General features: G+C 55.6%; 20 protein-coding genes. 9 read left to right on the top strand and 11 right to left on the bottom strand.

Features of this window, described 5'->3' with window-relative positions; genetic code table 11:
• Window positions 1-57: 57 nt before the first annotated feature.
• Window positions 58-2823 (bottom strand): AAA family ATPase, encoded by a 2766-nt coding sequence (locus tag PMI27_RS22150; RefSeq protein ID WP_443200782.1) that lies wholly within the window; start codon window positions 2821-2823, stop codon window positions 58-60.
• 728 nt (window positions 2824-3551) lie between these two features.
• On the opposite strand from PMI27_RS22150, the gene PMI27_RS22145 reads away from it, so the two are divergent.
• The 4 genes from PMI27_RS22145 to PMI27_RS22130 all read left to right on the top strand — a co-directional run bounded on the left by PMI27_RS22145 (window position 3552) and on the right by PMI27_RS22130 (window position 6251).
• On the top strand, window positions 3552-4094 hold the full coding sequence (locus tag PMI27_RS22145) for a redoxin domain-containing protein (RefSeq protein WP_008061013.1): 543 nt from the start codon (window positions 3552-3554) through the stop codon (window positions 4092-4094).
• Window positions 4095-4105: 11 nt separating this feature from the next.
• Window positions 4106-4633, top strand: a complete 528-nt coding sequence (locus tag PMI27_RS22140; protein ID WP_008061011.1) for a DsbA family protein — start codon at window positions 4106-4108, stop codon at window positions 4631-4633.
• A gap of 202 nt (window positions 4634-4835) precedes the next feature.
• A complete protein-coding gene (locus PMI27_RS22135) occupies window positions 4836-5030 on the top strand; it encodes a hypothetical protein (protein WP_008061009.1) in 195 nt (64 codons plus the stop codon).
• A gap of 120 nt (window positions 5031-5150) precedes the next feature.
• Entirely contained in the window at window positions 5151-6251 is a 1101-nt protein-coding gene (locus PMI27_RS22130) for a low temperature requirement protein A (protein WP_008061008.1), read from the top strand.
• A 229-nt stretch (window positions 6252-6480) separates the two neighbouring features.
• On the opposite strand, the gene PMI27_RS22125 is transcribed toward PMI27_RS22130, so the two are convergent.
• Both PMI27_RS22125 and PMI27_RS22115 read right to left on the bottom strand, forming a co-directional pair.
• Window positions 6481-7296 (bottom strand): CmcJ/NvfI family oxidoreductase, encoded by an 816-nt coding sequence (locus PMI27_RS22125; protein ID WP_008061002.1) that lies wholly within the window; start codon window positions 7294-7296, stop codon window positions 6481-6483.
• 319 nt (window positions 7297-7615) lie between these two features.
• Window positions 7616-8923 carry an OprD family porin gene (locus PMI27_RS22115; RefSeq protein WP_008061000.1) on the bottom strand — a complete coding sequence of 436 codons (1308 nt, stop codon included), beginning with the start codon at window positions 8921-8923 and terminating at the stop codon, window positions 7616-7618.
• 752 nt (window positions 8924-9675) lie between these two features.
• On the opposite strand from PMI27_RS22115, the gene PMI27_RS22110 reads away from it, so the two are divergent.
• Window positions 9676-10659 carry an LLM class oxidoreductase gene (locus PMI27_RS22110; protein WP_008060999.1) on the top strand — a complete coding sequence of 328 codons (984 nt, stop codon included), beginning with the start codon at window positions 9676-9678 and terminating at the stop codon, window positions 10657-10659.
• Window positions 10660-10713: 54 nt separating this feature from the next.
• Here PMI27_RS22110 and PMI27_RS22105 read toward each other — a convergent pair whose 3' ends face one another.
• Together PMI27_RS22105 and PMI27_RS22100 are read right to left on the bottom strand one after the other, a co-directional pair.
• The gene (locus PMI27_RS22105; RefSeq protein ID WP_008155402.1) at window positions 10714-11022 is read right to left on the bottom strand and encodes a putative quinol monooxygenase; all 309 of its coding nucleotides are present in this window, start codon (window positions 11020-11022) and stop codon (window positions 10714-10716) included.
• 82 nt (window positions 11023-11104) lie between these two features.
• A complete protein-coding gene (locus PMI27_RS22100; RefSeq protein ID WP_008060997.1) occupies window positions 11105-12112 on the bottom strand; it encodes a zinc-binding alcohol dehydrogenase family protein in 1008 nt (335 codons plus the stop codon).
• 109 nt (window positions 12113-12221) lie between these two features.
• Here PMI27_RS22100 and PMI27_RS22095 point away from each other — a divergent pair, with 109 nt between their 5' ends.
• The 3 genes from PMI27_RS22095 to PMI27_RS22085 all read left to right on the top strand — a co-directional run bounded on the left by PMI27_RS22095 (window position 12222) and on the right by PMI27_RS22085 (window position 14663).
• On the top strand, window positions 12222-13112 hold the full coding sequence (locus tag PMI27_RS22095) for a LysR family transcriptional regulator (RefSeq protein ID WP_008060995.1): 891 nt from the start codon (window positions 12222-12224) through the stop codon (window positions 13110-13112).
• A 445-nt stretch (window positions 13113-13557) separates the two neighbouring features.
• Complete coding sequence (locus PMI27_RS22090) at window positions 13558-14301, top strand: SPOR domain-containing protein (protein WP_008060993.1); 744 nt, start codon at window positions 13558-13560, stop codon at window positions 14299-14301.
• Window positions 14302-14372: 71 nt separating this feature from the next.
• Entirely contained in the window at window positions 14373-14663 is a 291-nt protein-coding gene (locus tag PMI27_RS22085; protein ID WP_008060991.1) for a DUF6388 family protein, read from the top strand.
• A gap of 103 nt (window positions 14664-14766) precedes the next feature.
• On the opposite strand, the gene PMI27_RS22080 is transcribed toward PMI27_RS22085, so the two are convergent.
• The gene (locus PMI27_RS22080; protein ID WP_008060989.1) at window positions 14767-15621 is read right to left on the bottom strand and encodes a helix-turn-helix transcriptional regulator; all 855 of its coding nucleotides are present in this window, start codon (window positions 15619-15621) and stop codon (window positions 14767-14769) included.
• A 178-nt stretch (window positions 15622-15799) separates the two neighbouring features.
• Entirely contained in the window at window positions 15800-16771 is a 972-nt protein-coding gene (locus PMI27_RS22075; RefSeq protein WP_008060987.1) for an XdhC family protein, read from the bottom strand.
• 90 nt (window positions 16772-16861) lie between these two features.
• On the opposite strand from PMI27_RS22075, the gene PMI27_RS22070 reads away from it, so the two are divergent.
• The gene (locus PMI27_RS22070) at window positions 16862-17647 is read left to right on the top strand and encodes an alpha/beta fold hydrolase (protein ID WP_008155398.1); all 786 of its coding nucleotides are present in this window, start codon (window positions 16862-16864) and stop codon (window positions 17645-17647) included.
• Here PMI27_RS22070 and PMI27_RS22065 read toward each other — a convergent pair.
• From PMI27_RS22065 to PMI27_RS22050, 4 genes are all read right to left on the bottom strand, one after another.
• Window positions 17640-18992 (bottom strand): MFS transporter, encoded by a 1353-nt coding sequence (locus tag PMI27_RS22065; protein ID WP_008060983.1) that lies wholly within the window; start codon window positions 18990-18992, stop codon window positions 17640-17642. The two genes, PMI27_RS22070 and PMI27_RS22065, sit on opposite strands and share 8 nt — an antisense overlap.
• Before the next feature lie 101 nt (window positions 18993-19093).
• A complete protein-coding gene (locus PMI27_RS22060) occupies window positions 19094-19897 on the bottom strand; it encodes an enoyl-CoA hydratase/isomerase family protein (RefSeq protein WP_008060981.1) in 804 nt (267 codons plus the stop codon).
• Between the two features lie 19 nt (window positions 19898-19916).
• Window positions 19917-21455, bottom strand: a complete 1539-nt coding sequence (locus PMI27_RS22055; protein WP_008060979.1) for an AMP-binding protein — start codon at window positions 21453-21455, stop codon at window positions 19917-19919.
• Window positions 21456-21460: 5 nt separating this feature from the next.
• Window positions 21461-21961, bottom strand: coding sequence for a (2Fe-2S)-binding protein (locus tag PMI27_RS22050; RefSeq protein ID WP_008060977.1), 501 nt, complete (start codon window positions 21959-21961; stop codon window positions 21461-21463).
• Window position 21962 lies beyond the last annotated feature (1 nt).

The raw sequence follows: 21962 nt of genomic DNA on the forward strand, positions 1-21962 counted from the left end.
GATCATTGCACGTCGTGATCAACAGGCCCGCTCCCAGGTTACGTGAGTGTGTTGAGGCTAAGTCCCAGTCTCCGCAACAGGTGCCAGATCATCTGGCTGGTCTGGAGGACTACCCTTTTCGGCGGTCTTTGGCGCATCCACCTCCACCTTATTGAAGACCACTTCGCTACGCTCCTTGTCGTAACCCAACTCAACGCTGTCGCCGGCTTGCAGCTTGTCAGCGAGCATTTCCTTCGCAAGCCGCGTTTCGACGGCCTGGCGAATCTGACGTTTCAACTCACGCGCGCCAAACTCAGGCTGATAACCAACATCCGCCAGATGATCAATGAGTGAGTCAGCAATTTTCACTGTGATGTTCTGTGCAGATGCGGTTCGAATGACCCGATCAAGCTGAATACTCACAATCGATCGGATGTTGTCACGGGTAAGGGCATGGAACACGATGATGTCATCAATACGGTTCAGGAATTCGGGACGAAAATGCCCTTTCAGGACTCCCATCAATTCATCACGTAACGCTTTATCCGTAAGGCGTTCATCTTCTGGGCGCTCAAGATTCTCCATGATCACGGGAGAGCCCAGGTTGCTGGTGGCAATGATGATCGTATTGCTGAAATCCACGACACGTCCCTTGCCGTCCGTGAGACGCCCATCGTCGAATACCTGCAGCAATACGTTGTTCACGTCGGGATGCGCCTTCTCGATCTCGTCGAGCAGAATCACACTGTAGGGCTTGCGGCGGACACGCTCTGTCAACTGCCCGCCTTCGTCGTATCCCACGTAACCGGGTGGCGCACCGATCAACCGGGCAACCGCATGACGCTCCATGTACTCCGACATATCAATACGAATGATCGATTGCTCGTCACCGAACACCGTTTCTGCCAACGCTTTGGCAAGTTCGGTTTTGCCGACGCCCGTAGGGCCAAGAAAGAGAAACGTGGCAATCGGTCTGTTGGCCTGGCCAAGGCCGGCTCGAGACAAACGAACGGCATCGCTGACCGCGCGAACAGCATCTTCCTGCCCGACCAGCCGATCACGCAGCGTGTCTTCCATATTCATCAGCTTTTGACGCTCCTCCTGCGTAAGCTCGGTCACAGGAATACCGGTGAGACGGGACAGCACCTCGGCAATCGACTCGAGGGTCACCTCAAGGGTTTCGGAACCTGTCTTGCGCTCCCAGGCTTCTGTTTCCTCTCCCAGTTGCGCTTGTTTTTGACCAATGCGCTCTTCGAAGCCTTTGGATTCATCAAAACGTTTACGGGAGGATGCATAGTCCTGTTCACGTTTGAGTTGGGTGATTTCGGCTTCCAGCTCCTGAATGCCAGCCGGCCTCGAGGAGGAACTGATTCGAACGCGGGCCGCTGCCTGATCGATGAGGTCAATGGCCTTATCCGGCAGATAGCGCGAGGTGATGTAACGATCCGACAGCTCTGCTGCCGCCACAAATGCTTCATCGGCGAATGTGACCTGATGGTGAGCCTCAAGTTTGTCGCGCAGCCCACGCAGGATAATGATGGTCTGTTCGACGGTGGGCTCGGCTATCAGCACAGGCTGAAAACGTCGTTCAAGCGCTGCGTCTTTTTCGATGTGCTTTTGATACTCATTGAGTGTCGTCGCACCGATCAAACTGAGCTCCCCGCGCGCCAATGCGGGTTTCAGCACGTTGGCAATGTCCAGGCCGCCCTCCTCACCACCCTGCCCCGCACCGACGATCGTATGTAACTCATCGATGAACAGAATAAGCTCCGAGCTTTTTGCGGCGACTTCATCAAGCAATTGCTTGGCTCGCTCCTCAAATTCACCACGATATTTGGAGCCTGCAACCATTGAGTTCAGATTGACTTCAACAAGCCGTCTGCCACGCAAGATCTCAGGGACATCGCCCTTCACTATTCGTTGTGCAAGCCCTTCGACGATGGCGGTTTTACCGACGCCAGGTTCGCCGATAAGAACTGGATTGTTCTTTCTGCGCCGCGCCAGCACCTCAATGGTATTTTCGATTTCCTGCGCGCGCCCCAGTACGGGATCGAGTTTGCCCTCACGAGCCAGTGACGTCAGGTCGCGACCGAACTTGTCGAGTGTCGGTGTTCCCGTCGGGGTATCGACTCGCCCATCCTCAGCGCCCTTACCCACTACCTTGACCACCTTCTGCCGCAAGGCTTCAGGCGTTACGCCGTATTTTTTAAGCAATGTCCCGGCAATACTGTCTGGTACAGAGGCAAGCCCGATCAACAGATGCTCCGGGCCAACGTACGAATGTCCTAAATCACGAGACGCCTGGAACGCAGAATTGAACACTTTCTTCAACCGGGGCGAAATGCTCATCCGGTCCACCGGTGACTGGTCCTGCGCCGTGCCTTTCTGAGCATGTTGATCGATGTAGCCTTTGATCTCGTCCGCAGAAAGCTTCAGCTCCTTGAGCAACGCCGTACCCACATCGGTATCCGCCAGCACATACAACAAGTGCTCGGTATCGAGCTCGCTACGGTTGAGCTCATGGGCTTTCTCACCCGCGCGTTGCAGGATTTCCAGCGTCTGGGAACTGAATGCATCGGTTGCATCGACAGATTCACGAGGCACTTGCGCAGAGAGCCTGAGGTCATCGCCCCCCTGATCCTTTGCTCCGCCCATGCTGTCGAAAAAGCGAGACACTCCCCCGCCCAGCAGAGAATCGAATGGATTCAACATGCTTTGATGGCGTAAGAGTTGACGGTAATCGTGGTCGCAAATCGACATTGTCCTGGCTTGGCCATTTTGCGATACGGTCACTCGCGCGACCGCTGGTCTCGCATTACATATTTCACAGAGAGTAGCCATGATGAGTTGTCTCCAAAGATGGATAACACGGACTCATTCAGATGGATCTACGTACCCGCAAACGGTGCTCAAGAAATAGGGGCATGAGATCCGCAGTACGCTGACCTTGGTCAGGAAGACGATTACGTGGGAGGGAATGGCAGACTCGGCAGACGACGCCATCCATTAAAGATAGTCGGATCTCATCAAAACACGCTATGGGCGACCCAGGATACCGACGAACGACGTCTGATAAATTCGTGCTCAAAAATACCGCCAGTCGTAAACCACCAACTCATCAGCAAATGAGGCTAGGGAATCACCAGTGATCGAGCAACGCTTCGATGTCGGGATTCGCGGGGGGAATCGATCAGCAATGAGAGGACCGGGCGATTACGGTGAAGGCGGATGGGCAACAGAATTAGCGCGAGGCCTTGCTGTGGAAACCGAAAATGCGTTCAGCGACTACGGCAAGCGACAATAGCGACTATAGTCATTGGTGAGCCAGAGCGAATCCTGCCGTTGCGCTACCCACATGGCCCTCAATCCAAATACCGCGAAAACACGGCGAACGTCGTCGTGCTTCTTGACGCGGATCGTGAACGTTTCGCTGCCGAAAACACTCAGGCTCAGGCTGAGATCGAGGCATCGTTGCCTTAATAAATCCCTTGATGGTGGATGGAGTTATCCCGCCGGGAAAGTCGTATCCCCCCTGAGTAGATCCCACCCACCTATCTATCAGGGCTCAAGCAATGAACACTTCAGAATTGGATGTTGCAAAAGAAACGAATGACGACCTGGTTCAGGGACCGCTGTCAGCCGGCACTGTCGCGCCCGACTTCACTCTGTACGCAACCCCTGATCAGCAGTTGTCGCTACGCGAGCTAAAGGGAAATCCCGTGATACTGGCGTTTTATCCCGCAGACTGGACTTCGGTTTGTGGCGACCAACTGACCTTGTACAACCAGTTGCTACCCACATTCAGAGAATACGGTGCGACGCTACTGGGTATCTCGGTTGACAGCGCTTGGTGTCATCAGGCCTTTTCCAAAGATCGGAATTTTCACTTCAGCCTGCTCGCCGATTTTGAGCCCAAAGGGGCTGTGGCTCGACAGTATGGAGCGTACGACTCCCACCTGGGAGTTTGTAAGCGGGCGCTGTTCGTGATTGACAAGGAGGGAGTGATCGCCTGGAGCTACATCTCACCGATGGCAATCAACCCTGGGGCGGACGGCATTCTGGATGCGCTGGATGCTCTGGCGAGTTCGCCCCAAAGCGCGCCAACCAAAAATTAGCAGGTGATCACATGGCCACTCTCAAAGTCCCGGTAAGTGCCAACGACCATCGCCAAGGAAGTGGGCATGCCAAAGTCACCTTGGTGGAATTTGGCGACTATGAATGTCCCTACTGCGGTTTAGCGTATTGGGTCGTCAAAAAGCTACAGCAGCATTTTCGCGATGATCTGCAGTTTGTGTTCCGTAACTTTCCACTGACCACCGCTCACCCGCATGCGATGGGTGCAGCCGTCACCGCTGAGTATGCCGGGAGTCGAGGATTCTTCTGGGAGGCTCACGACGAATTGTATGAAAATCAGGATCGATTGGGCCTGCCGCTGTTTCGGGCCATCGCTCTAAAACATGGCCTCTCCGACGAAGAACTCTATCTTGCCATGCAAGACGGTACCTACGTACCCAAAATAAAATCCGATTTTAATGGCGGCGTACGGAGCGGCGTGAATGGCACCCCAGCGTTTTACATTGACGGGCTTCGCTATGACGGGGCTCCAGAGTTCACCGAGATGAGTCAGATGATTGAGCTTTCGTTAGTGAGTTGACGAAATCGCTAGATAGTGAATCGCTTGGCATCACCCACACCGTAGCCGAGGGCGAACGTGCCCCATTGCGCAGCGCACCAGGTGTGCATTCGATAATATTTCAATACGGGAGATTGAAGAATCCACGGTGCTGCCAACGATAAGCATCGCTCATAAAGCAGCGGCACGAAAATATCAGCCCAGCGAACCGAGGACATAAAAAATGGCGATGTTAATTTTTGACAACTCGGAAGATTCCATAGTCGAGGCGCGTGTCCTGGTCGAGGCGCTGAATGAATGGTTGGCAGAACAGCAGCCCAGTTGCCCGTTAAGGTCCGCCCGTGCGCAATGTTGCTATCGGCCCGATGGCACGCTGGATTCTGTATTGACCGTACTAACAGACGTGGTGGTGGACTAGGTCAGGTGTTGCACTCAGTTTTTGCGACCGCCGCAAGGTTGACGCCTATACCCGTCCACCCGTTCGCTTATCCGTTAGTTTCCTTCTACATTAAAGAGGTGCACACGGAGCCAGCAGCGAATGAAATCTTTGAAGTATTATGAAAAAAATCGACACGCCACATGGTTAGAGTTGTTTTTTGACCTGATTTTTGTTGTAGCAATTGGCAAGGTTACTCATACTCTCGGACATCTTCATCACGGCCACTTTGAACAGGAGCAATTATGGACATTTTTACTGCTTTTTGTTCCATTATGGTGGATCTGGTCCAGCCACACGATTTACTCAAATAGGTTTGATACAGACAGTAGTCTTCACCGCTTGGCAACATTATTTTTAATGTTGCTGCTCATTGTGCTGTCTGCACGGATTGGGGAAGAATTGGAAGTAAACTATGCGCTTGTTATTGCCTGCTATTTTGGTATACGTGCCATCATCAGCATTATGTACATTTCGTCCATAAATAAATTTGATCACCGTAGCGAATTCTCCTCCAGGCTTGGCTTCGCCCTGTTAGTTAGCGCAGTGATTAGTCTTTCATCCATTCTTTTTGACCCACCTATGCGTTACCTTGTCGCTTACATTGGGATTTTTCTCGACATTCTGCTCCCTTTATTTTCTTGGGGTAAGCTAAAGCCATTACCCGCACATACAGAACACTTGGTTGAACGACTAGGTTTACTCACCCTTATCTTATTGGGCGAGTCGGTAATTAGCCTTTCTGGAGGGTTATCTGACATCCAATGGGATCGTTATAATGTGATGGCGGCAATCACCGGATTTATCATGATTTGCAGTATCTGGTGGATCTATTTTGATAGCTTTTACCTACTGAGCAAAAATGAAAGTAGTATGAGTGGACACTCATTAATCTACTCGCACCTTTTTCTATTTATGGGGCTAGCACTTCTCGCAAATTTGATCAGGCATGCGATCCTAAATGACATTGCAATGCGCGATTTCCAGATTACGTCAATCATCGGCATGGCCTTATTTTTCTTAGGCAAGCAATATGGCTACTTCATAGCGGTACCTAAAATAAGGAAATACATACTACAAAACACCTTGATCGTGTTTTCTCTAGGTGGTTTGGTTATATTCCTACCCCGCGTCGAGTACATATTGGTCGGCCTGACAGTAACCATGATCTGTTATGTTTTATTAAACTTCAGGTATCGTTGAATCTTTAAAGTTGGGCCATATCACGGGTGGATCAGCTATCCGCGCGCACCAAAGACTCAGCAGCTGATTGTCGAGGACTGACGCACTGCGGATCGTGCTGAATGTGGTTAGCTGTTCAAACCCTTCGCCCAGTCGCTATACATCCCTACCAACGAGAAGCGGGTGGTCGCATGGTAAAGCACGGGGGGAAACACCGCGCGGCGGGAGGCCCGCGCCAAGCGGCAAAAACCTAATCAAAGAAGGCCAGGGTGCGAACTTCGATACTCTCGCGCGGCGGGGCTCCCGGCGGCGTATTGGGGTCTTTGAAGGCGGTATGGGGCGTGAAGCGGGCACGGCCGTCGTGACGTGAGTCATACCCCTTGATCAGCAAGACTTCGTCACGGCGCATGTCCGGAAAATAGTACCAGCGCTGTTGCGGATTGTAGGCCAGGTGGTAGATCTCACCGATACGATCCGGATAGACCAAGTCGGTGGCCAGCAGGTCATTGGAGTTGAGTGTCGAGGCGTCCAATACGGCCAGCGGTGAGCGCTTGACGGGCCCGCTCATCGGGCGCCAGAGGTTAATCTGGGCCACCGACACCAGTGTGGCGGCTTGATCCTGACCCAGCACGTCGCGAATACGCTCAGGCCCCGAGCGGTCGGTGTAGTCATTATGCACACGGCTGGCTGGACCGCGAATATCCCGCCGCTCGGCGTCGCTGCGCCTAGTGTGGTCGAAGATGACGACCCGGCTCGCGCCCGTCAACTCCTTGATCAAGGCCTTGACCTCGTCATAGTAGATGCTTTCCACTGAGGTATCGTCGTAGAGATCGTCGACCACCGTATCCCGCCGATGGAGTTCAAACCCCTGCTTGTCCAGAGACAGGCTGTCTGCCAACGGACGACCGTTGTGTATCGTGACCTCGCGCTCCTCCTGCTCAGCAAAATAGTGCGGTTCACTGTTACCGGTCAGCGCCTCGGTATGCACATAGGGCTTCGCATCGTGCTTGACCAGGTAGGTAAGTGTCGTAATGACGCTAGCGGGCGTATCAGTTGTGTGCTTCAAGTAACACCTCCCAGTCTGCTGACCGCTTCAGGCGTGGTGTCACCGTGGCGGAGCTGTAACTTGTACGTAGGCACCTTCCCGCTCAATCGTATGCCTTCGAATGGACACTATCAAATTTAGCCCGAGGTGCATGGCTCCCGACTGGTAAAAAAGGACCACTGTTACCTCGGCATCGACGACCAGCTTGACCATGACTGGCGCGTCGCACTCCGGGTCTGCGCCGATCATGAGCATCCGATATCCCGGCCCGCCCTTTACATTCGTTTGTCTGCCATGACGGGTTCGGACGTTGGTTGAATCAAACTTCCCGCACGACTATCTAGAAAAGCGGAATGCTATAACTCACAAAAACACGATTCTGATCTACGTTACGAGATGCTTCGCTGTTGGACTTGCCGTTACGCCAGCCGAACCCTACGCCTTTGAGCGCTCCGGATTGAAGGACGTAGTCCAGACTAATGTCTCTTTCCCATTCCTTTTGGTTGTTGCCTGAGGTAGTTTTAATATTATCACCGGAGAGGTACATGACAGAGCCTTTCAGGCCAGGGACACCCAGAGCGGCGAAGTCGTAAGCATACTGACCGAAAGCTGTGCGCTCCCCTGCGCGGGTGAAAGTTTGGATAAGGCGGTCTGTATACAAGTACAGGCTTGCTCCACCGGCGCCCTTGTCTACCAGGCTACCCTGGCTGAGTTGAGTGAAGTTGCTGCCATCCGACACACTTTGGTACCCCGCAGTAATCGCGTGGCCACCCAGTGTATAAATCAACGCGGCACTCCAGGTGCGGTTGTCGATCTCTCCACTACCGTCTTTGGTGTAGCCACTCATTCTGTAGCCTGACGTACCGGAGCTATTTGCCCCTGACGAGTCAGTTTTGAAATAGCGCAGGTCGGTTTTTAGGGACTGATTGTCCGAGAGGGCAAGGGTGTGAATTAATCCCATAAAATGCTGCGTATAGTAGTTGTCGAGGCTGGCGTAGTAGTACTGAGCTGTCAGAGCCTTGGTGATGTTCCAATCGCCCCCGGCGAAGTCAAACTGATTGCTTTCCCGCGTACCACCGGCAACGGCCAACCCCGTCTGATCGCTCGAACCACGTCCTGTTGCATGTTCGATACGACCTCCAGTCAAGGTCAGCCCTTTGAACTCGCTCGAGGTGATTTGACCGCCCTCGAAGGTTTGTGGAAGTACGCGCCCATCGTTGGCGACCAGAATTGGGAGTTTCGGAATCAAAGTGCCGTAGCGAAGTTCAGTTTTCGACATTTTGCCTTTTACGGTCAGCCCCAGCCGGCTCCACTCTTCGACGGCACGGTTGTCACCGTCAGAAGGCATCATGCTGCTACCGACATGCCGTCCTTTGCCACTGTCCAAGGTAACTCCCAGCAACCCCAGGCCATCGACACCAAAGCCAACAATTCCATCGGTATAGCCCGATTTGAAGTCCAGCATGAAACCCTGCGCCCATTCTTCGGTTTTGGAAGGTGCGGCAACGCCATCGCGGTTGTCGTTATTGAAGTAGAAGTTTCTCATTCCCAAGGTGGCTTTGCTGTCACTCAGGAAGTCCGCATGCACCTGGGCACTCAGGGTAATACTAAGAAACACCGAACTTGCAGTTATTGTTTTTCCACTCATTTATATAGCGCTCCATTTGTTATTTTAAAGTAATAGAAGCAACGCAAGATTTTCAGGTGCGCGTTTTTTATTATTCTTAATATCCTGCTGAAAACGAGAAATCGACGATGCCTCGCCCCTCCTGCATCAAGTTAATATTGTTAATGCAAGTTCCAAAGTCGCTCATCGCACCTGTTTCTGTTATGCAGCGCGATAGCGTTAGAGCGGATTGTGTGAGAAAGGCGCAGGGAGTGCCTTGCCTGGGGAAATGGAGTTCTGCGTTGCGGTCTGAAAATTTATCTTATCGTCTGAATTTCAGGACTGGGGCCGGACACAATTGTCGGTCGAGTATCCAAAGGCTCAGCGGGCTGACCTGACGACTGTCCTCTCTAGCAACCCGCGGCGCGGCGATCACGACGTCCAAGGCCCAGACTGCGGTGTAATCATCTGCAACAGGTACCGAGACGGACGACGAACATGGCGGTTCCCCGCAATGCCGCCTACGCTTGTTGGATGGTCCCCATGCTTTTGCTCAGGCGATGTATCGGGCCGGAACGATCTAATTTATTTTGACCGTCCGTTCATCGCCAATCCGGGCCTGCCCGCGCGTTTTGCCAGCAACTGTCCCTCACCCGGTCGACCCGATCAGCATGTACGGCGCAACGGGCAAAGATTGCACCCACTACCCCACCTGTCGTTCCCAAGCGACCGATGCCGCAGCACCTCTGGAAACAGGGGCGCTGTTCACGTTCTCCCCATTGAGGAAGATGAGTATGTATCGGCCGAGCACGACTCCTTATCAGGAGCATCGAGGGTTCAGCCGAACCTTCACTCCGGGTCATTTGAGCCTGGGATTGTTCTTTCCTTTGGAGGCCTTCGATGGGGACACTCCGAGTATGCTCAACCAGGTCGCATTGGCCAAACGAGCAGAGGCGCTGGGCTTCTGCGCGCTCTGGTTTCGCGATGTGCCTCTTCGGGACCCTAATTTCGGTGATGTCGGCCAAGTCTTCGACCCCTGGGTATACCTGGGCTATATGGCCGCTCATACGTCGGAGATAGCGCTTGGCACCGCATCCATTGCCATCCCGTTACACCATCCTCTGCACACGGCCAAGGCATCAGCCAGCGTCGATCAGTTGAGCGCAGGTCGCTTGATTCTGGGTGTAGCTTCCGGCGATCGCCCTGTTGAGTTTTCGGCTTTTGGCGTTGATCCCGAAAGGCGCGCAGAAATCTTTCGGGAGCATTACGAGGTGATTCGCAAAGCCCACAGCACCAGCTTCGAGCCCATTCGCTGGAGCGATGGTGAGATGCAGGGCGCAGACCTCATTCCGAAACCCACGACCCAAGTTATTCCAATGCTCGTGACCGGGAATAGTCGCCAGTCACTGGATTGGATCGCGCGCGAAAGCACCGGATGGATCAACTATCCACGCCAACCGAAAATGCAGCGACTGATCGTGGAAGATTGGCGGCTGGAGGTCATGAAGCAATGTGGTTCAGTCTATAAGCCCTTCACTCAGTCGCTTTACATCGACCTCGATGAGAACCCGTCCACGCCGCCCACTCGCATTCATTTGGGGTTCAAACTTGGACACTACCATCTCCGGTTTTTGCTGGAGTCGCTTGAGGAAATCGGAGTGGACCACGTTATCCTGAATCTCAAATACGGAAAGCGCCCTGCTGCGCAAGTCATTGAGGAGCTGGGCACTCACATCGTTCCGCAATTCGGAGTACAGCCGCGTCCTGAAGCGAATTGATCCGCCGGCCGCCTCCACGCCGGCCGAGGTGGTGCGGTTCAACTGGTTGAATCATCAGGCCGATACCTGCTCAAGGAATATCAGTTGCAACGGCTCTTCGAGCAGGTCATCTGCCGTGGCGGCAAAGCGCTGAAAGTAAGGCATCGAAAAATGCGCATCCAGCGCCGTCTGATCCCTGAAAGCCTCGCGCATGTAGAACGTGTCCTGCTCGTCGCGCAGCTTGAACAACACATAATCGAGATTGCCCGGCTCTGCTCGGGTCGGCTCTACCAACGCCAGCAGTTCTTGTTTCAATGCCAGCTCTTTGCCTGCCTTGGCCTTTAGCACGGCAATCGATACCAACACGTTACTGGACGAATTCATCGTCAACGCTCCAACATTGAAAAATGGCAAGTGATGCCGCAGGCGGTTCAGCGGGCCCGCAAGCGACCCGCCTTAAGTGAAATCAGAAACCTTCGAGAACGATCTTGCCCCGGGCCTTGCCGCTCTCGACTAGCGCATGGGCACGACGCATGTTTGCCGCATTGATTGCACCGAAGTGCTCGCCCACAGTGGTTTGCAGAACACCTTGGTCAATCAGAGCGCTGACCCGATTGAGCAGGTGATGCTGGTTGATCATGTCCGGGGTTTCGTACAGCGAGCGGGTGAACATCAGCTCCCAATGCAACGACAGCGACTTGCGCTTGAGCGGCATCACGTCGAGGCTGTCGGGATCGTCAATCACACCCAGACGCCCTTGCGGCTTGAGAACGTCGATCAGTTGTGCAAAGTGCTGTTCGGTGTGAGTCAGGCTGGCGACATAGTCGATCTCCGGCACGCCGAGCGCTTGCAACTGTGCGAGCAGTGGCTGGCTATGATCAATCACGTGATGCGCGCCCAACTGCCGCACCCAATCAGCGGTTTCCTGGCGTGAGGCAGTTCCGATGACGGTAAGGCGGGTCAGCTGTCGTGCCAGTTGCACCAGCATCGAACCGACGCCCCCAGCCGCTCCGGTGATCAACAGGTACTTGCCCTCCCCCGAAGCCTCGACGACACCGAGCCGGTCAAACAACAATTCCCAGGCAGTGATCGAGGTCAACGGCAACGCTGCCGCATCGGCGGCACTCAATGACCGAGGCTTGTGCCCGACGATCCGCTCATCGACCAGATGGAATTCGCTGTAGCTGCCGGTGCGGGCAATCGAGCCGGCATAGAACACTTCATCGCCCGGCTGAAACAACGTCACTTCAGAGCCGATCTCGCGGACAATGCCTGTGGCATCCCAGCCGAGGATTTTCGGTTCTTTTGTGAAAGTTCCGGCGCGCACCTTGGTATCGACCGGATTCACTGACACCGCGCGAACTTCGACCAGCAGATCCCGTGGACCAGGCGTGGGCACCGGGAGGCTGATGTCGATCAATGCGTGTGGATTGTCGATGGGCAAAGCGTGTTCGGTAAAGGTGATGGCTTTCATAAACACTCGCTGTCTGAAGGGTGATGCACTCGTTTGCAGCCATCTTCGACTTCCCAAGTACAAAGAAAAACAAGCAGAATGCGCCAACACTTTCACTGCAGGAGTGAAAATGATCCGCATCGATGATCTCGGTTTATTCATCCGCAGCGCCGCGCTGGGCAGTTTCACCGCAGCGGCGCTGGAGGCTGATCTATTGCCTGGTCAGGTCGCCGCCGCCATCAAACGTCTGGAGCGCGAGCTGGACGTACGCCTGTTCGCCCGCACCACTCGCAGCCTGCGATTGACTGCCGAAGGCGAGCAATATCTGCCCACCGCCCACTCAGTGCTTGAGACCCTGCAGCAAGGCAAGGAAAATTTGCGTGGTAAGAACGCCACGCTGCGGGGCGTCCTGCAGGTGACAGCACCCTCCGATCTGGGGCGCAACATACTGCTGCCGTGGCTGACGCTGTTCCGCCGTCAGCATCCAGAATTGACGTTGCGTTTTTTCCTGTCAGACCAGATGGCCAATCTGTTTCGCGACCCGGTGGACGTGGCGATTCGATACGGCCCGAATGAAGACGCCAACTACGTGGCACTGCCGCTTGCACCGTGGAACCAGCGGGTGCTTGTTGCCTCGCCAGAGTATGTGCAACGCTGCGGTTCTCCCCAAACGCCGGATGACTTGAGCAAGCATCACTGCCTGCTCTATCTGCAAAATGGCCGGGTCTACGACAAGTGGAACCTGGGCGGGCAAACCGTGCAGGTTTCAGGGCCACTGTTCAGCGATGACGCCGATGTCGTGCGACGCTGGTCGTTGGACGGTGAAGGTATCGCCTACAAATCCTGGCTGGATGTCAGTGCCGATATCGCCACTGGGCGCCTGCTTGTGCTGCTGCCGGATTTTCCTGGCGAAGCTTCGCCGTTGAGTCTGGTGTGCCCGCATCGCAAGCAGATCAGCCCTGCGGTTTCCCAGCTTTATACGTGGTTGAGTGGTCAGTTTTCTGCGCTGAAGCGCAGTTGAACCGAATGACGACAATTGATGTAGCGCTGGGCACCGGCATCGTTTGAAAGGGTGACAAAAAATTCAATAGCTTCTCCCTGTCCGTACCGTAAAGGGCCGGCTAACAGTCCTTTCCTTTATAGCAAGTGCATAGGTATGACCTAAATCTTTGGCCAGTTACTTCGGCCACAAAATTCACCTCAAATACAAGTGTTTCAATAGGCCAGCATAACAACCCATCTGATACCATTTTTTTTCGCTCACCTGAGCCTTTTTCGTCAACCAGCATTCTATAAAGTGCAAGCCCGATGTTCTTTAAAACAACAAAAAAGAAGCCAACTTATTTTGGCGCTTGGGCACACTGACGCGCTCAAGAATCCAGACCATCCCAGGATAAACAATAGAACCATGCTTTATCAGAAAGAAATGGGACAAATAACTATTCATTTGATTTGGAGATGGTGCCGTGCGAAAGCTTGGCTTGGGTTTCCTGGTAACGGGCGTTGTAGGGCAACTATCAGCATTATTATGGACGTACACAGCCATAGGACCACTTTGTGAAAACAATGTCGACAATTCATACATCCAGAAAAACGTGACAAAGCTAAAACAGCTCATCGATGACACCGCTAATGAAGTTGTAACAAACCTCACTACGAAATATTCCGACGGGCTCACGCCCCTTGCGGAAAACGAATCCCCCATACCCGACTCAACGGAGGCTCACGCCGCACAGTTTTTGATCGAAAATCCAGACGAATCGCCAGTTTTTTCGCTGCCTTCACTGCCCACACAAGCACGCAATTGGACAATTATCCTTAGCGGCCTGATTGCTTCTACCGGCCTGCTCCTGGTGCTCTTCGCCCGCAAAAAAACCTCTGATCCGCAATGGCACGTCTTTCGCTCCGTTCCTGGGTCGTTAATCACGCTGGAAAGCCCGTGCTTAACGTGCGGTAGCTATATTCTCCACGCTAAAAAAGAAGCTTCAACCACGCCTTCATCCGGCTTGTGGGTGATCGAAATAGCGTTGAACACACCCAGCCGTCATCGCGCCACAAATGCCATTAAGCAACTGGAATTACCGGTAGCGCGTAAAGAAAACAACTTTGTCGTCATCGGCCCGTATAGACAAAAACAAGACGCAGCTCGAGTCGTGAAAGAGTTGAGTGAGAGTCATGGCGTTCGAGGATGGATGATGGCAGGAAATTGACATAGTCCGATTTAGCGCTGGGCCGACCTCGTACAACCCGCCACATTTTTCATGCCACAAGAGAATATTTCATGATCGCAAAAGAATTCAGAGCCGAACACGCTCTGAAGAAATTCCTGGACGCCAACTTATGGCTCCAGCTTGAACTCAGCGAGTTGAACTACAGCCTCGCTGAAAGTTGCGGGCTGTCGCCCCAAGAATATCGCCAGAAATTCCTGCAAGAAGCATTTGAAACAGAAGCAGACGCTCATGACTGCGATTGTTGGGACTTCACTCTCCAATGGGTAGCCAACACTAATGAAGAGCTTGAGTTGATGCGTGAAGAACGCATGAAAGAGATTTATGAGTTTCTGGACGATTAGTCCACTCTATAACTTTCGTAGCCTATACACGCCTCCAATGCTGTAGATAAACGACTAACTTCACCGACGGGAGTATTGCCCAATACCCCGCCCTTCTCTCGATTCAAACCGTCGGATAACAATCCACTACTCGCCGATACTGGCTGGGTGAAGCTCCGATGTGCTGACGGAAAAACCGTGTGAAATGACCTTGCTCGGAGAACCCGAGGTTCTCCGACAACAGGCCCAATGTTCCACTGCGCTCACGCTCAAGCCAGGCAAAAGCCCGGCGCATGCGCGCGTCGTTAAGCAGCAGGGTCGGCGTCATGCCGGTATCTTTCTTGAACAGCGCAAAAAAGTGCGCCCGCGACAGACCACAAGCCCGTGCGGCGTTGTCGATCGGGTTCGGATCATCGAGGTGCTCAAGCAACCAGGCGGTGCCACGGCGCACGCGTGCGTCCCGGAACTCACCTGAGTTCGGCGCACCCAGTAGCGACAAATGCCGCCAGCTGGAAAAGTCCTCGATCAGCTCGATCAGGAAATCAAACAGCATGAATTCCATGCGCTCTTTCGGAACAATCCCGCAGCCATGCGCTTCGGCAACCAGGATGTCAGCCAAGGTGCGATTACGACTCGACAGCTCGATGCACGACTGGGCAAAAAAGTCCGGCCGACCGCTGAGCGCCAGCGACTGCTGGGCAGTGGCCAGCCAGGCGGGCTCGATGTAGAGCGCCAGGATCAGGGTGGCACCGGCATCCGGCTGCGGATCGTAGAAATGCGGCTCCCAGGCGTTGACCAGCACCGCCGTGCGATCGCTGAGCGGTACCCGCCGACCGTTAACGTTGAAGTAAGTGTCTTCGCCAGACACTTTGACCAGCACATGGCATTCGGAATGGGTGTGGGTGACCAGCGAACGATCCATATTCAACAAGGCGACCCGTCCAAACCTGCCGTGGAAAACCCGTTGGGCAATGGACATCAGATTTCTCCGCTCGCATGAAGCGATATCGTTATCGACCTCAATGCATATCATCGGGGCGTCTATCTATTTCTCAACACCGGCGATCGCTCTATGGTTCAGCAAACCACTATCGCGCGCGAATGACCGAGCGTCTACCTCGACTTTCGCAGCCCCCACACTCGTCGGAAAAACCGTCTTACAAGGCATGACGCTCTTTGCCGTGATACACGCGCAGGATATCGGCCACCACCGCCAGGGCGATTTCCGCCGGGGCTTTGCTGCCCAGGTCGAGGCCGATGGGCATGTGCAAACGGGCAATCTGTTCATCCGTGAGACCACCGATGCGCTTGAGCCGCTCGGCGCGTTTGTCCGAGGTTGCCAGGGACCCCATGGCGCCGATGTAAAACGCCGGCGTGTGCACCGCTTCCATCAGTGCCAGATCGTCGATTCGCGGATCGTGAGTCAGCGCCACTACCGCGGTCGCCGCGTGGCAACCTCCGGCGGCAATGAACATTGAGGGCAGCACACGTTGCATCTCCACGCCTTCAAGATGTACATGCAGCATCTCTTCCCGGGGGTCGCAGGCGATAACTTCGCAGCCGATGGCTCGGGCGAAACTGGCGCAAACTTCAGCGACCGGCGAGAGCCCTGCCAGAATCAGGCGTAACGCCGGGCCAACGCTGATGCGCACCCTTTCGTCGTCGACTTGTACCCGTTCGCTGCCGTGGCCCGCGTCCGGATCCAGGCGCAAGGCACCGCTGCTCAGCTCGATATGGCGCTGCAGACGTCGCTGACCGAGTAACGCCGCTTGCAGACTCTCCAGGTGTGCGATCCATTCAAGGCTGGCAGCGCGGTGTTCGACCAGCACTATCAGCACGCCACCACAGGGCAACCTCAGGCGGTGGCGTTGCTCGACGCTGTCGCCATAACTGACGATCTGTGCCGGTTCGCGTAATTCGCCGCGCGCCAGACTTTCGAGAAACTCCTCTTCGACGCAGCCACCCGACAGCGAGCCGACGTGTTCGCCCGAGCCGTTGGTCACCAGCATCGCACCCGGCGCACGCGGCGCCGAGCCATAGGTGGAGAGCACCGTGCACAGCCACTGTGCCTGCCCAGCGCGAGCCCATTGCAGTGCCTGGTCGATCACCTGAACATCGAGATGACGCATGTTTTCTGTACCTCAAGCAAAGCGTGGTGCTGCATGCAGGGTTACGTTTACGGTAACCTGCGAGCAACCTTGTTCAATCGTTGATTCAACATGTCGCCACAACAATTTTTGCAACTTGGGCCGCTGCGCCTGGAATATCGCCAAATCCCTGCGGCTGACCCATCGCGACCGACGCTTGTGCTGCTGCACGAAGGCCTCGGAAGCGCCGATCAATGGAAAGACTTTCCCCAGCGCCTGGCCCAGGCCAGCGGTTACGGTGTAGTCACTTACAGCCGTCAGGGTTATGGGCAATCGAGCCCGGTAACCCTGCCGCGTCCGCTGAACTACCTGAGCAGCGACGGGCCTCGTGAACTGCGGCAACTGCTCGATGCCTTGCAACTGCCGCAAGTGGTCTTGCTCGGTCACAGTGACGGCGCATCCATCGTCCTGGCCTATGCCGCCGCCAACGATCCGCGCGTGTTGGGCAGCATTGCATTGGCGCCTCACGTGATTGTCGAGACCGAAAGCCTCGATGGCATTCGCCATACCACTGAGGCTTGGCATCAGGGCGAATTGCGCGAACGCCTGGCGCGCCACCATGGGAGCAATGTCGACGGTGCTTTTCACGGCTGGAGCGACAGTTGGTTGCACCCGGACTTTTCCCTGGACGATCTCGAAACGCAGTTGGCTTATATCGAAAAACCGCTGCTGGTCATCCAGGGTCGCGAAGACCACTACGCGACGCCCGAGCAACTGGTGGTCATCCAGCGGCAGGTGCCTGGACCCTGCCGATGTGTGTTACTGGATAACTGTCGGCACTTTCCCCAGACCGAAGCGCCCGAGCAGACCTTGCAGCTGATCTGCGAATTCCTGGAGCACCTCCCCGCCTTTATTTGAAATTGCCTTGGGTTTCTGGAATCACCACACTGCCAATCAGGTAGATCACAGACAGACCGACGGCAAAAAACGCCAGTACCATGGGGATCTGCGCGGGGCTGCTGCTGACCAGAGACACAAAGGTCGGCATGGTTCCGCCGAGGGCGAAACCGATGTTCCAGGACAATCCGGTGCCGCTGGCTCGCAGCTCGGTGGCAAAGCGTTCGTTGAGGAAGATCAGGATAGGCGCGATGATCGCCCCGCCCATGAAGCCTATGCCCATGCAATACAGCGCAGTGCGGGTCAGCGAACCCGGTTCGGCGACCCCAAGGAACATCATGGGCAGGCCCACCAGGTTGATCACACCCAGCAGCATGAAGGTCTTCTTGCGACCGATCAGGTCACTCAGGTAACCGAAGGCCAGTGCTCCGACAATGGTTGCCACCGACCCATACATGAGCAGCTGCGAAGTCTGGGTATGAGGCACTTTGGCGACCACGTTGAGCAATGTCGGCAGATAACCGCAGGCCAGGTAATACGTGGCACCGCCGCCGAAGGTAATGAGCAGATTGACCAGCATCACGGCGCGGTACTCACGACCGAACAGACGCTTGAGTGGCGACACGACCACGACCGTCGGCCCCTTGTTTTTACGCGCTTGTTGCAGTTGCTGCCAGACCGGGGTTTCTTCCAGGTAACGGAACATCACCAGCCCAAAAAAGGTGCTGAGCAGACCGCAGAAGAACATGCAGCGCCAGCCCCAGACATCAAATTCACCTCCGGGAAAGATCTGCGACAACACCAGATAAGTGGCTGACGCCAACAACGCGCCCATGCCGGCACCGGCGCCACCGATCAACCCGGACATCAAGCCGCGATAGCGCGGCGAGATGGATTCGGTGCCGATGGTGTGAGTGGAAGCGACGATGCCGCCAACGAAAATGCCCTGAATCACCCGCAATACCAAAAACAGTATCGGGGCCAACACCCCGACCTGGTGAATGGTTGGCAACACGCCAAACAGTGCCGTGGAAATACCGACGCCGACCATCGATACCATCAGCGCACGCTTGCGACCGTGTTTGTCGGCATACGCGCCAAAGATCGCCGAGCCCAGTGGACGCACCAGCAAGGCCACGGCGAACGAGGCGTACACGGCGGCCAGCGACAGTGTCGGGGTGTCCGAGGGGAAGAACAGGCGGCCAATGATCGGCGCCACATAGAGCAGAATGAACAGGTCAAACAAATCCAGCGCCCAGCCGAATGTCGAGGCAAATGCCGCGAGCAAAGCCTTACCCGGTGGAATCTGCGGTGTATCGATAGCGGCGCTGGTGGGTGATGCAGTTATTGTTGTTGTCGTAGTCATGGTTGCCTCACACAAGCGGTGAATCAAAAGGAGCGGCAGGCCCTGCTCCGTAAGGCGTACGCCGTTACCAACATACTCCCGGGCCTGTTCGCCGGTACGATTTACTCGCCGATAAACACGGCTTCACGCTTGCTGTGAAACGCTTCGACGCCTTCCTTGAAGTCCTTGGAACTGCGCAGACGGCTATAGCAGTGACCTTCCATTTCGATCGCGACGGTCAGCGGCGCATCTTCGTTGTCGTTGATCAGTTTTTTCGCCGTGCGCTGAGCCAGCGGCGAGAATCGCCGCAGTTCATCGACCAATGCATCGACGGTGCTTTCCAGTTCGGCATCCGGCACGACCTCGGTAGCGATACCCCAGGCATAGGCCTGGTCGCCGGTGATGCGTTTGGCGCGCATCACCATGTGCTTGGTGCGGGTGATGCCGATGATTTTCTGCAAGCGCGCGGAGCCACCCGAGCCCGGGATCTGACCCAGGTTCTGCTCAGGCAAGGCGTAGCGAGTGGTTTGCGAAGCAATACGGAAATCGCAGGCCAGGGACAGTTCGAAACCGACGCCGAAGGTGTAACCACGGTTGGCGACGATCACCGGTTTTTCGCAACGTGCCGGTGCCGCGACGTTCCAGGCCAGCTTCGAAACGTGCTCGGGCGAGGCTTCGAGGAAACCCTTGATGTCGCCGCCGCTGGAGAAGTGTTCACCCACCGAGCGCAGCACGATGACGCGCACGTCTTTGTGTGCATCGAGGGCTTCGAAGACCAGGCGCAATTGATCGCGCTGCCCCATGGAAATGACGTTCAATGGCGCCCGGTTGAGGATGATGTCGGCGCGCTCGCGGGACACATCGACTTCAACCTGGAAGCCATCGAACTGAGTGTCGAGAAATTGCTGGATCGCTTGTTGTTGCATGAGAGTGTCCTCTGGATGATTAGCTGATGGCCTTCAAGGCCTGTTCCTGGAATTGGGCGAGCAGCACGCGCCGCAGCACCTTGCCCACTGGAGACTTGGGAATCTGATCGATGAACTGGTAACGCCGTGGCCGCTTGAATTTGGCCAGGCCCGAAGCGATGCAATGGGCATCGAGGTCTCCTTCCGAGACCTCGGCGCGCGGCTTGATAAACGCGGCAATGATCTTGCCCCACTGCTCGTCGGGCAGACCGACCACCACCACTTCTTCCACTGCCGGGTGCAGAGAGAGCATGTTTTCGATTTCCGCCGGGCTGACGTTTTCGCCGCCGGTGATGATCAAGTCATCGACACGCCCCGTGACGAACAGATCGCCCTCCAGATCGAAGTAGCCGATGTCACCGGTGAAATACCATCCGTCACGTAATGCCTTGGCGGTCGCTTCGGGGCGGTTCAGGTAGCCTTCGAACGCCTCGTCACTCGCCAGGTCGGCGATGATCTGGCCCTCCTCCAATGGGTTGACCTGCACATCCGCCGTTTCAGCATCGATCGGCACCACGCGCACGCGCTGGTTCATTGCACTGCGCCCTGACGAACCGGGTTTGCGGTTGGCTTGCTGGTCGATGGTGAAGGTGTAGATCTCCGAGCTGCCGTAATGATTGACGAACAATTGCGGCTGGAACGCCTGCTCGACACGACGCATCAAGCCGTCGCTCATCGGCGCACCGGCAAAGCCGATTTTCTCCACACTGGCAACTCGCTCGCGAGCAAAGGCCGGGTGTTCGATGAGCATGTGGTAGAGCGTCGGCACCAGGTAAAGGTTGCTGACTTTTTCCCGCTCGATGGCCTGCAGCGTGGCTTCCACGTCGAACTTCGGCACACAGACGAAATGTCCGTCAATCAGCGCCATGGACAGCAACGAACGCACGCCCATGGTGTGGTAAAGCGGCATGACACCCAGCGTGCACTCGCTCTGGCGGTAGAGGTTTTGCGCCACGTGGGCAACCGCCGCGGCGCGTTCGCAACGGTGCCGACGGGGCACGCCCTTGGGCTTGCTGGTGGTTCCGGAGGTGTAAAGCAGCAGTGAATAGTCTTCGGCGTCGGCCTGCAAAATGATGCCGGAGGGGGTCTGCGAACACAGTTCCTCGAAACTCAGGTCGGTGTTGGCGGCACGAAGTCCGGCGGCGATCCGAGGCAGCCTTGTGGCGGCGCTGCAACCGGCCACGGCGGTCACGGTAGCGTCGTCGTAAGCCACTGCCCGGATTTGCGCATCTTCGATGCAGTAACCCAGTTCATCGGCCGTCGAACGCCAGTTCAAAGGGGTCATGACGATGCCCGTAAACTGACAGGCCCAATGCAAGGTTGCCATCTGCCAGCGGTTTTGCATTGCTACCAGCAGTCGATCACCGCGTTGCAGCCCAAGGCATTGCATGCCCCAAGCGGCGCTCTGGATATCGACGAACCAGTCTTCATAGGTTTTCTTCAACGCACCGTCACTGACCGCCACGGCGTGCGGCCGGCGTTCAACAGCAGCGAGGAAACTGCGTCCGAGATCGAACATTATTGTTATACCCCTTTGTTCGTTTGGCGCTGGGCAGCGACTTCGAGCACGGCCTGGACGATGCCGGTGTAGCCCGTGCAGCGACATAGATGCCCCGAAAGCATGTCGCGTACCTGGGTCTCGTCCGGGTTGGGTACCCGTTCCAGGAAATCCACGCAGGACATGAGAATGCCCGCAGTGCAAAAGCCGCACTGCAAGGCGTGATGACGGCGAAAGGCTTGTTGCAGGTCGCTCAGAGTGTCGTCGTCGGCCAGGGACTCGACGGTCTCGATACGCCGCTCGTGTCCCTGTACTGCGAGCATCAGGCAGGAACGCATGGCGACTCCGTCCACCAGCACCGTGCAGGCACCGCAGACACCGTGTTCGCATCCGACATGGACACCGGTGGCACCGAGGTCGTGGCGCAGGAAGTCGCAGAGTTGGGTCCGCGGTTCGGCTAGCGCTTCGCGGGAGCGGCCATTGAGTTCCAGGCGAATCGGAAAGGTTTGGTCGGCAGTTACACGCATG

This window comes from Pseudomonas sp. GM41(2012), from assembly GCF_000282315.2.
Taxonomy (GTDB): Bacteria; Pseudomonadota; Gammaproteobacteria; order Pseudomonadales; family Pseudomonadaceae; genus Aquipseudomonas.

Coding starts and splice junctions, on each gene's coding strand:
- PMI27_RS22145 (WP_008061013.1), top strand. CDS start 3,552: ATGAACACTTCAGAATTGGATGTTGCAAAAGAAACGAATGACGACCTG.
- PMI27_RS22140 (WP_008061011.1), top strand. CDS start 4,106: ATGGCCACTCTCAAAGTCCCGGTAAGTGCCAACGACCATCGCCAAGGA.
- PMI27_RS22135 (WP_008061009.1), top strand. CDS start 4,836: ATGGCGATGTTAATTTTTGACAACTCGGAAGATTCCATAGTCGAGGCG.
- PMI27_RS22130 (WP_008061008.1), top strand. CDS start 5,151: ATGAAATCTTTGAAGTATTATGAAAAAAATCGACACGCCACATGGTTA.
- PMI27_RS22115 (WP_008061000.1), bottom strand. CDS start 8,923: ATGAGTGGAAAAACAATAACTGCAAGTTCGGTGTTTCTTAGTATTACC.
- PMI27_RS22110 (WP_008060999.1), top strand. CDS start 9,676: ATGTATCGGCCGAGCACGACTCCTTATCAGGAGCATCGAGGGTTCAGC.
- PMI27_RS22105 (WP_008155402.1), bottom strand. CDS start 11,022: ATGAATTCGTCCAGTAACGTGTTGGTATCGATTGCCGTGCTAAAGGCC.
- PMI27_RS22100 (WP_008060997.1), bottom strand. CDS start 12,112: ATGAAAGCCATCACCTTTACCGAACACGCTTTGCCCATCGACAATCCA.
- PMI27_RS22095 (WP_008060995.1), top strand. CDS start 12,222: ATGATCCGCATCGATGATCTCGGTTTATTCATCCGCAGCGCCGCGCTG.
- PMI27_RS22085 (WP_008060991.1), top strand. CDS start 14,373: ATGATCGCAAAAGAATTCAGAGCCGAACACGCTCTGAAGAAATTCCTG.
- PMI27_RS22080 (WP_008060989.1), bottom strand. CDS start 15,621: ATGTCCATTGCCCAACGGGTTTTCCACGGCAGGTTTGGACGGGTCGCC.
- PMI27_RS22075 (WP_008060987.1), bottom strand. CDS start 16,771: ATGCGTCATCTCGATGTTCAGGTGATCGACCAGGCACTGCAATGGGCT.
- PMI27_RS22070 (WP_008155398.1), top strand. CDS start 16,862: ATGTCGCCACAACAATTTTTGCAACTTGGGCCGCTGCGCCTGGAATAT.
- PMI27_RS22065 (WP_008060983.1), bottom strand. CDS start 18,992: ATGACTACGACAACAACAATAACTGCATCACCCACCAGCGCCGCTATC.
- PMI27_RS22060 (WP_008060981.1), bottom strand. CDS start 19,897: ATGCAACAACAAGCGATCCAGCAATTTCTCGACACTCAGTTCGATGGC.
- PMI27_RS22055 (WP_008060979.1), bottom strand. CDS start 21,455: ATGTTCGATCTCGGACGCAGTTTCCTCGCTGCTGTTGAACGCCGGCCG.
- PMI27_RS22050 (WP_008060977.1), bottom strand. CDS start 21,961: ATGCGTGTAACTGCCGACCAAACCTTTCCGATTCGCCTGGAACTCAAT.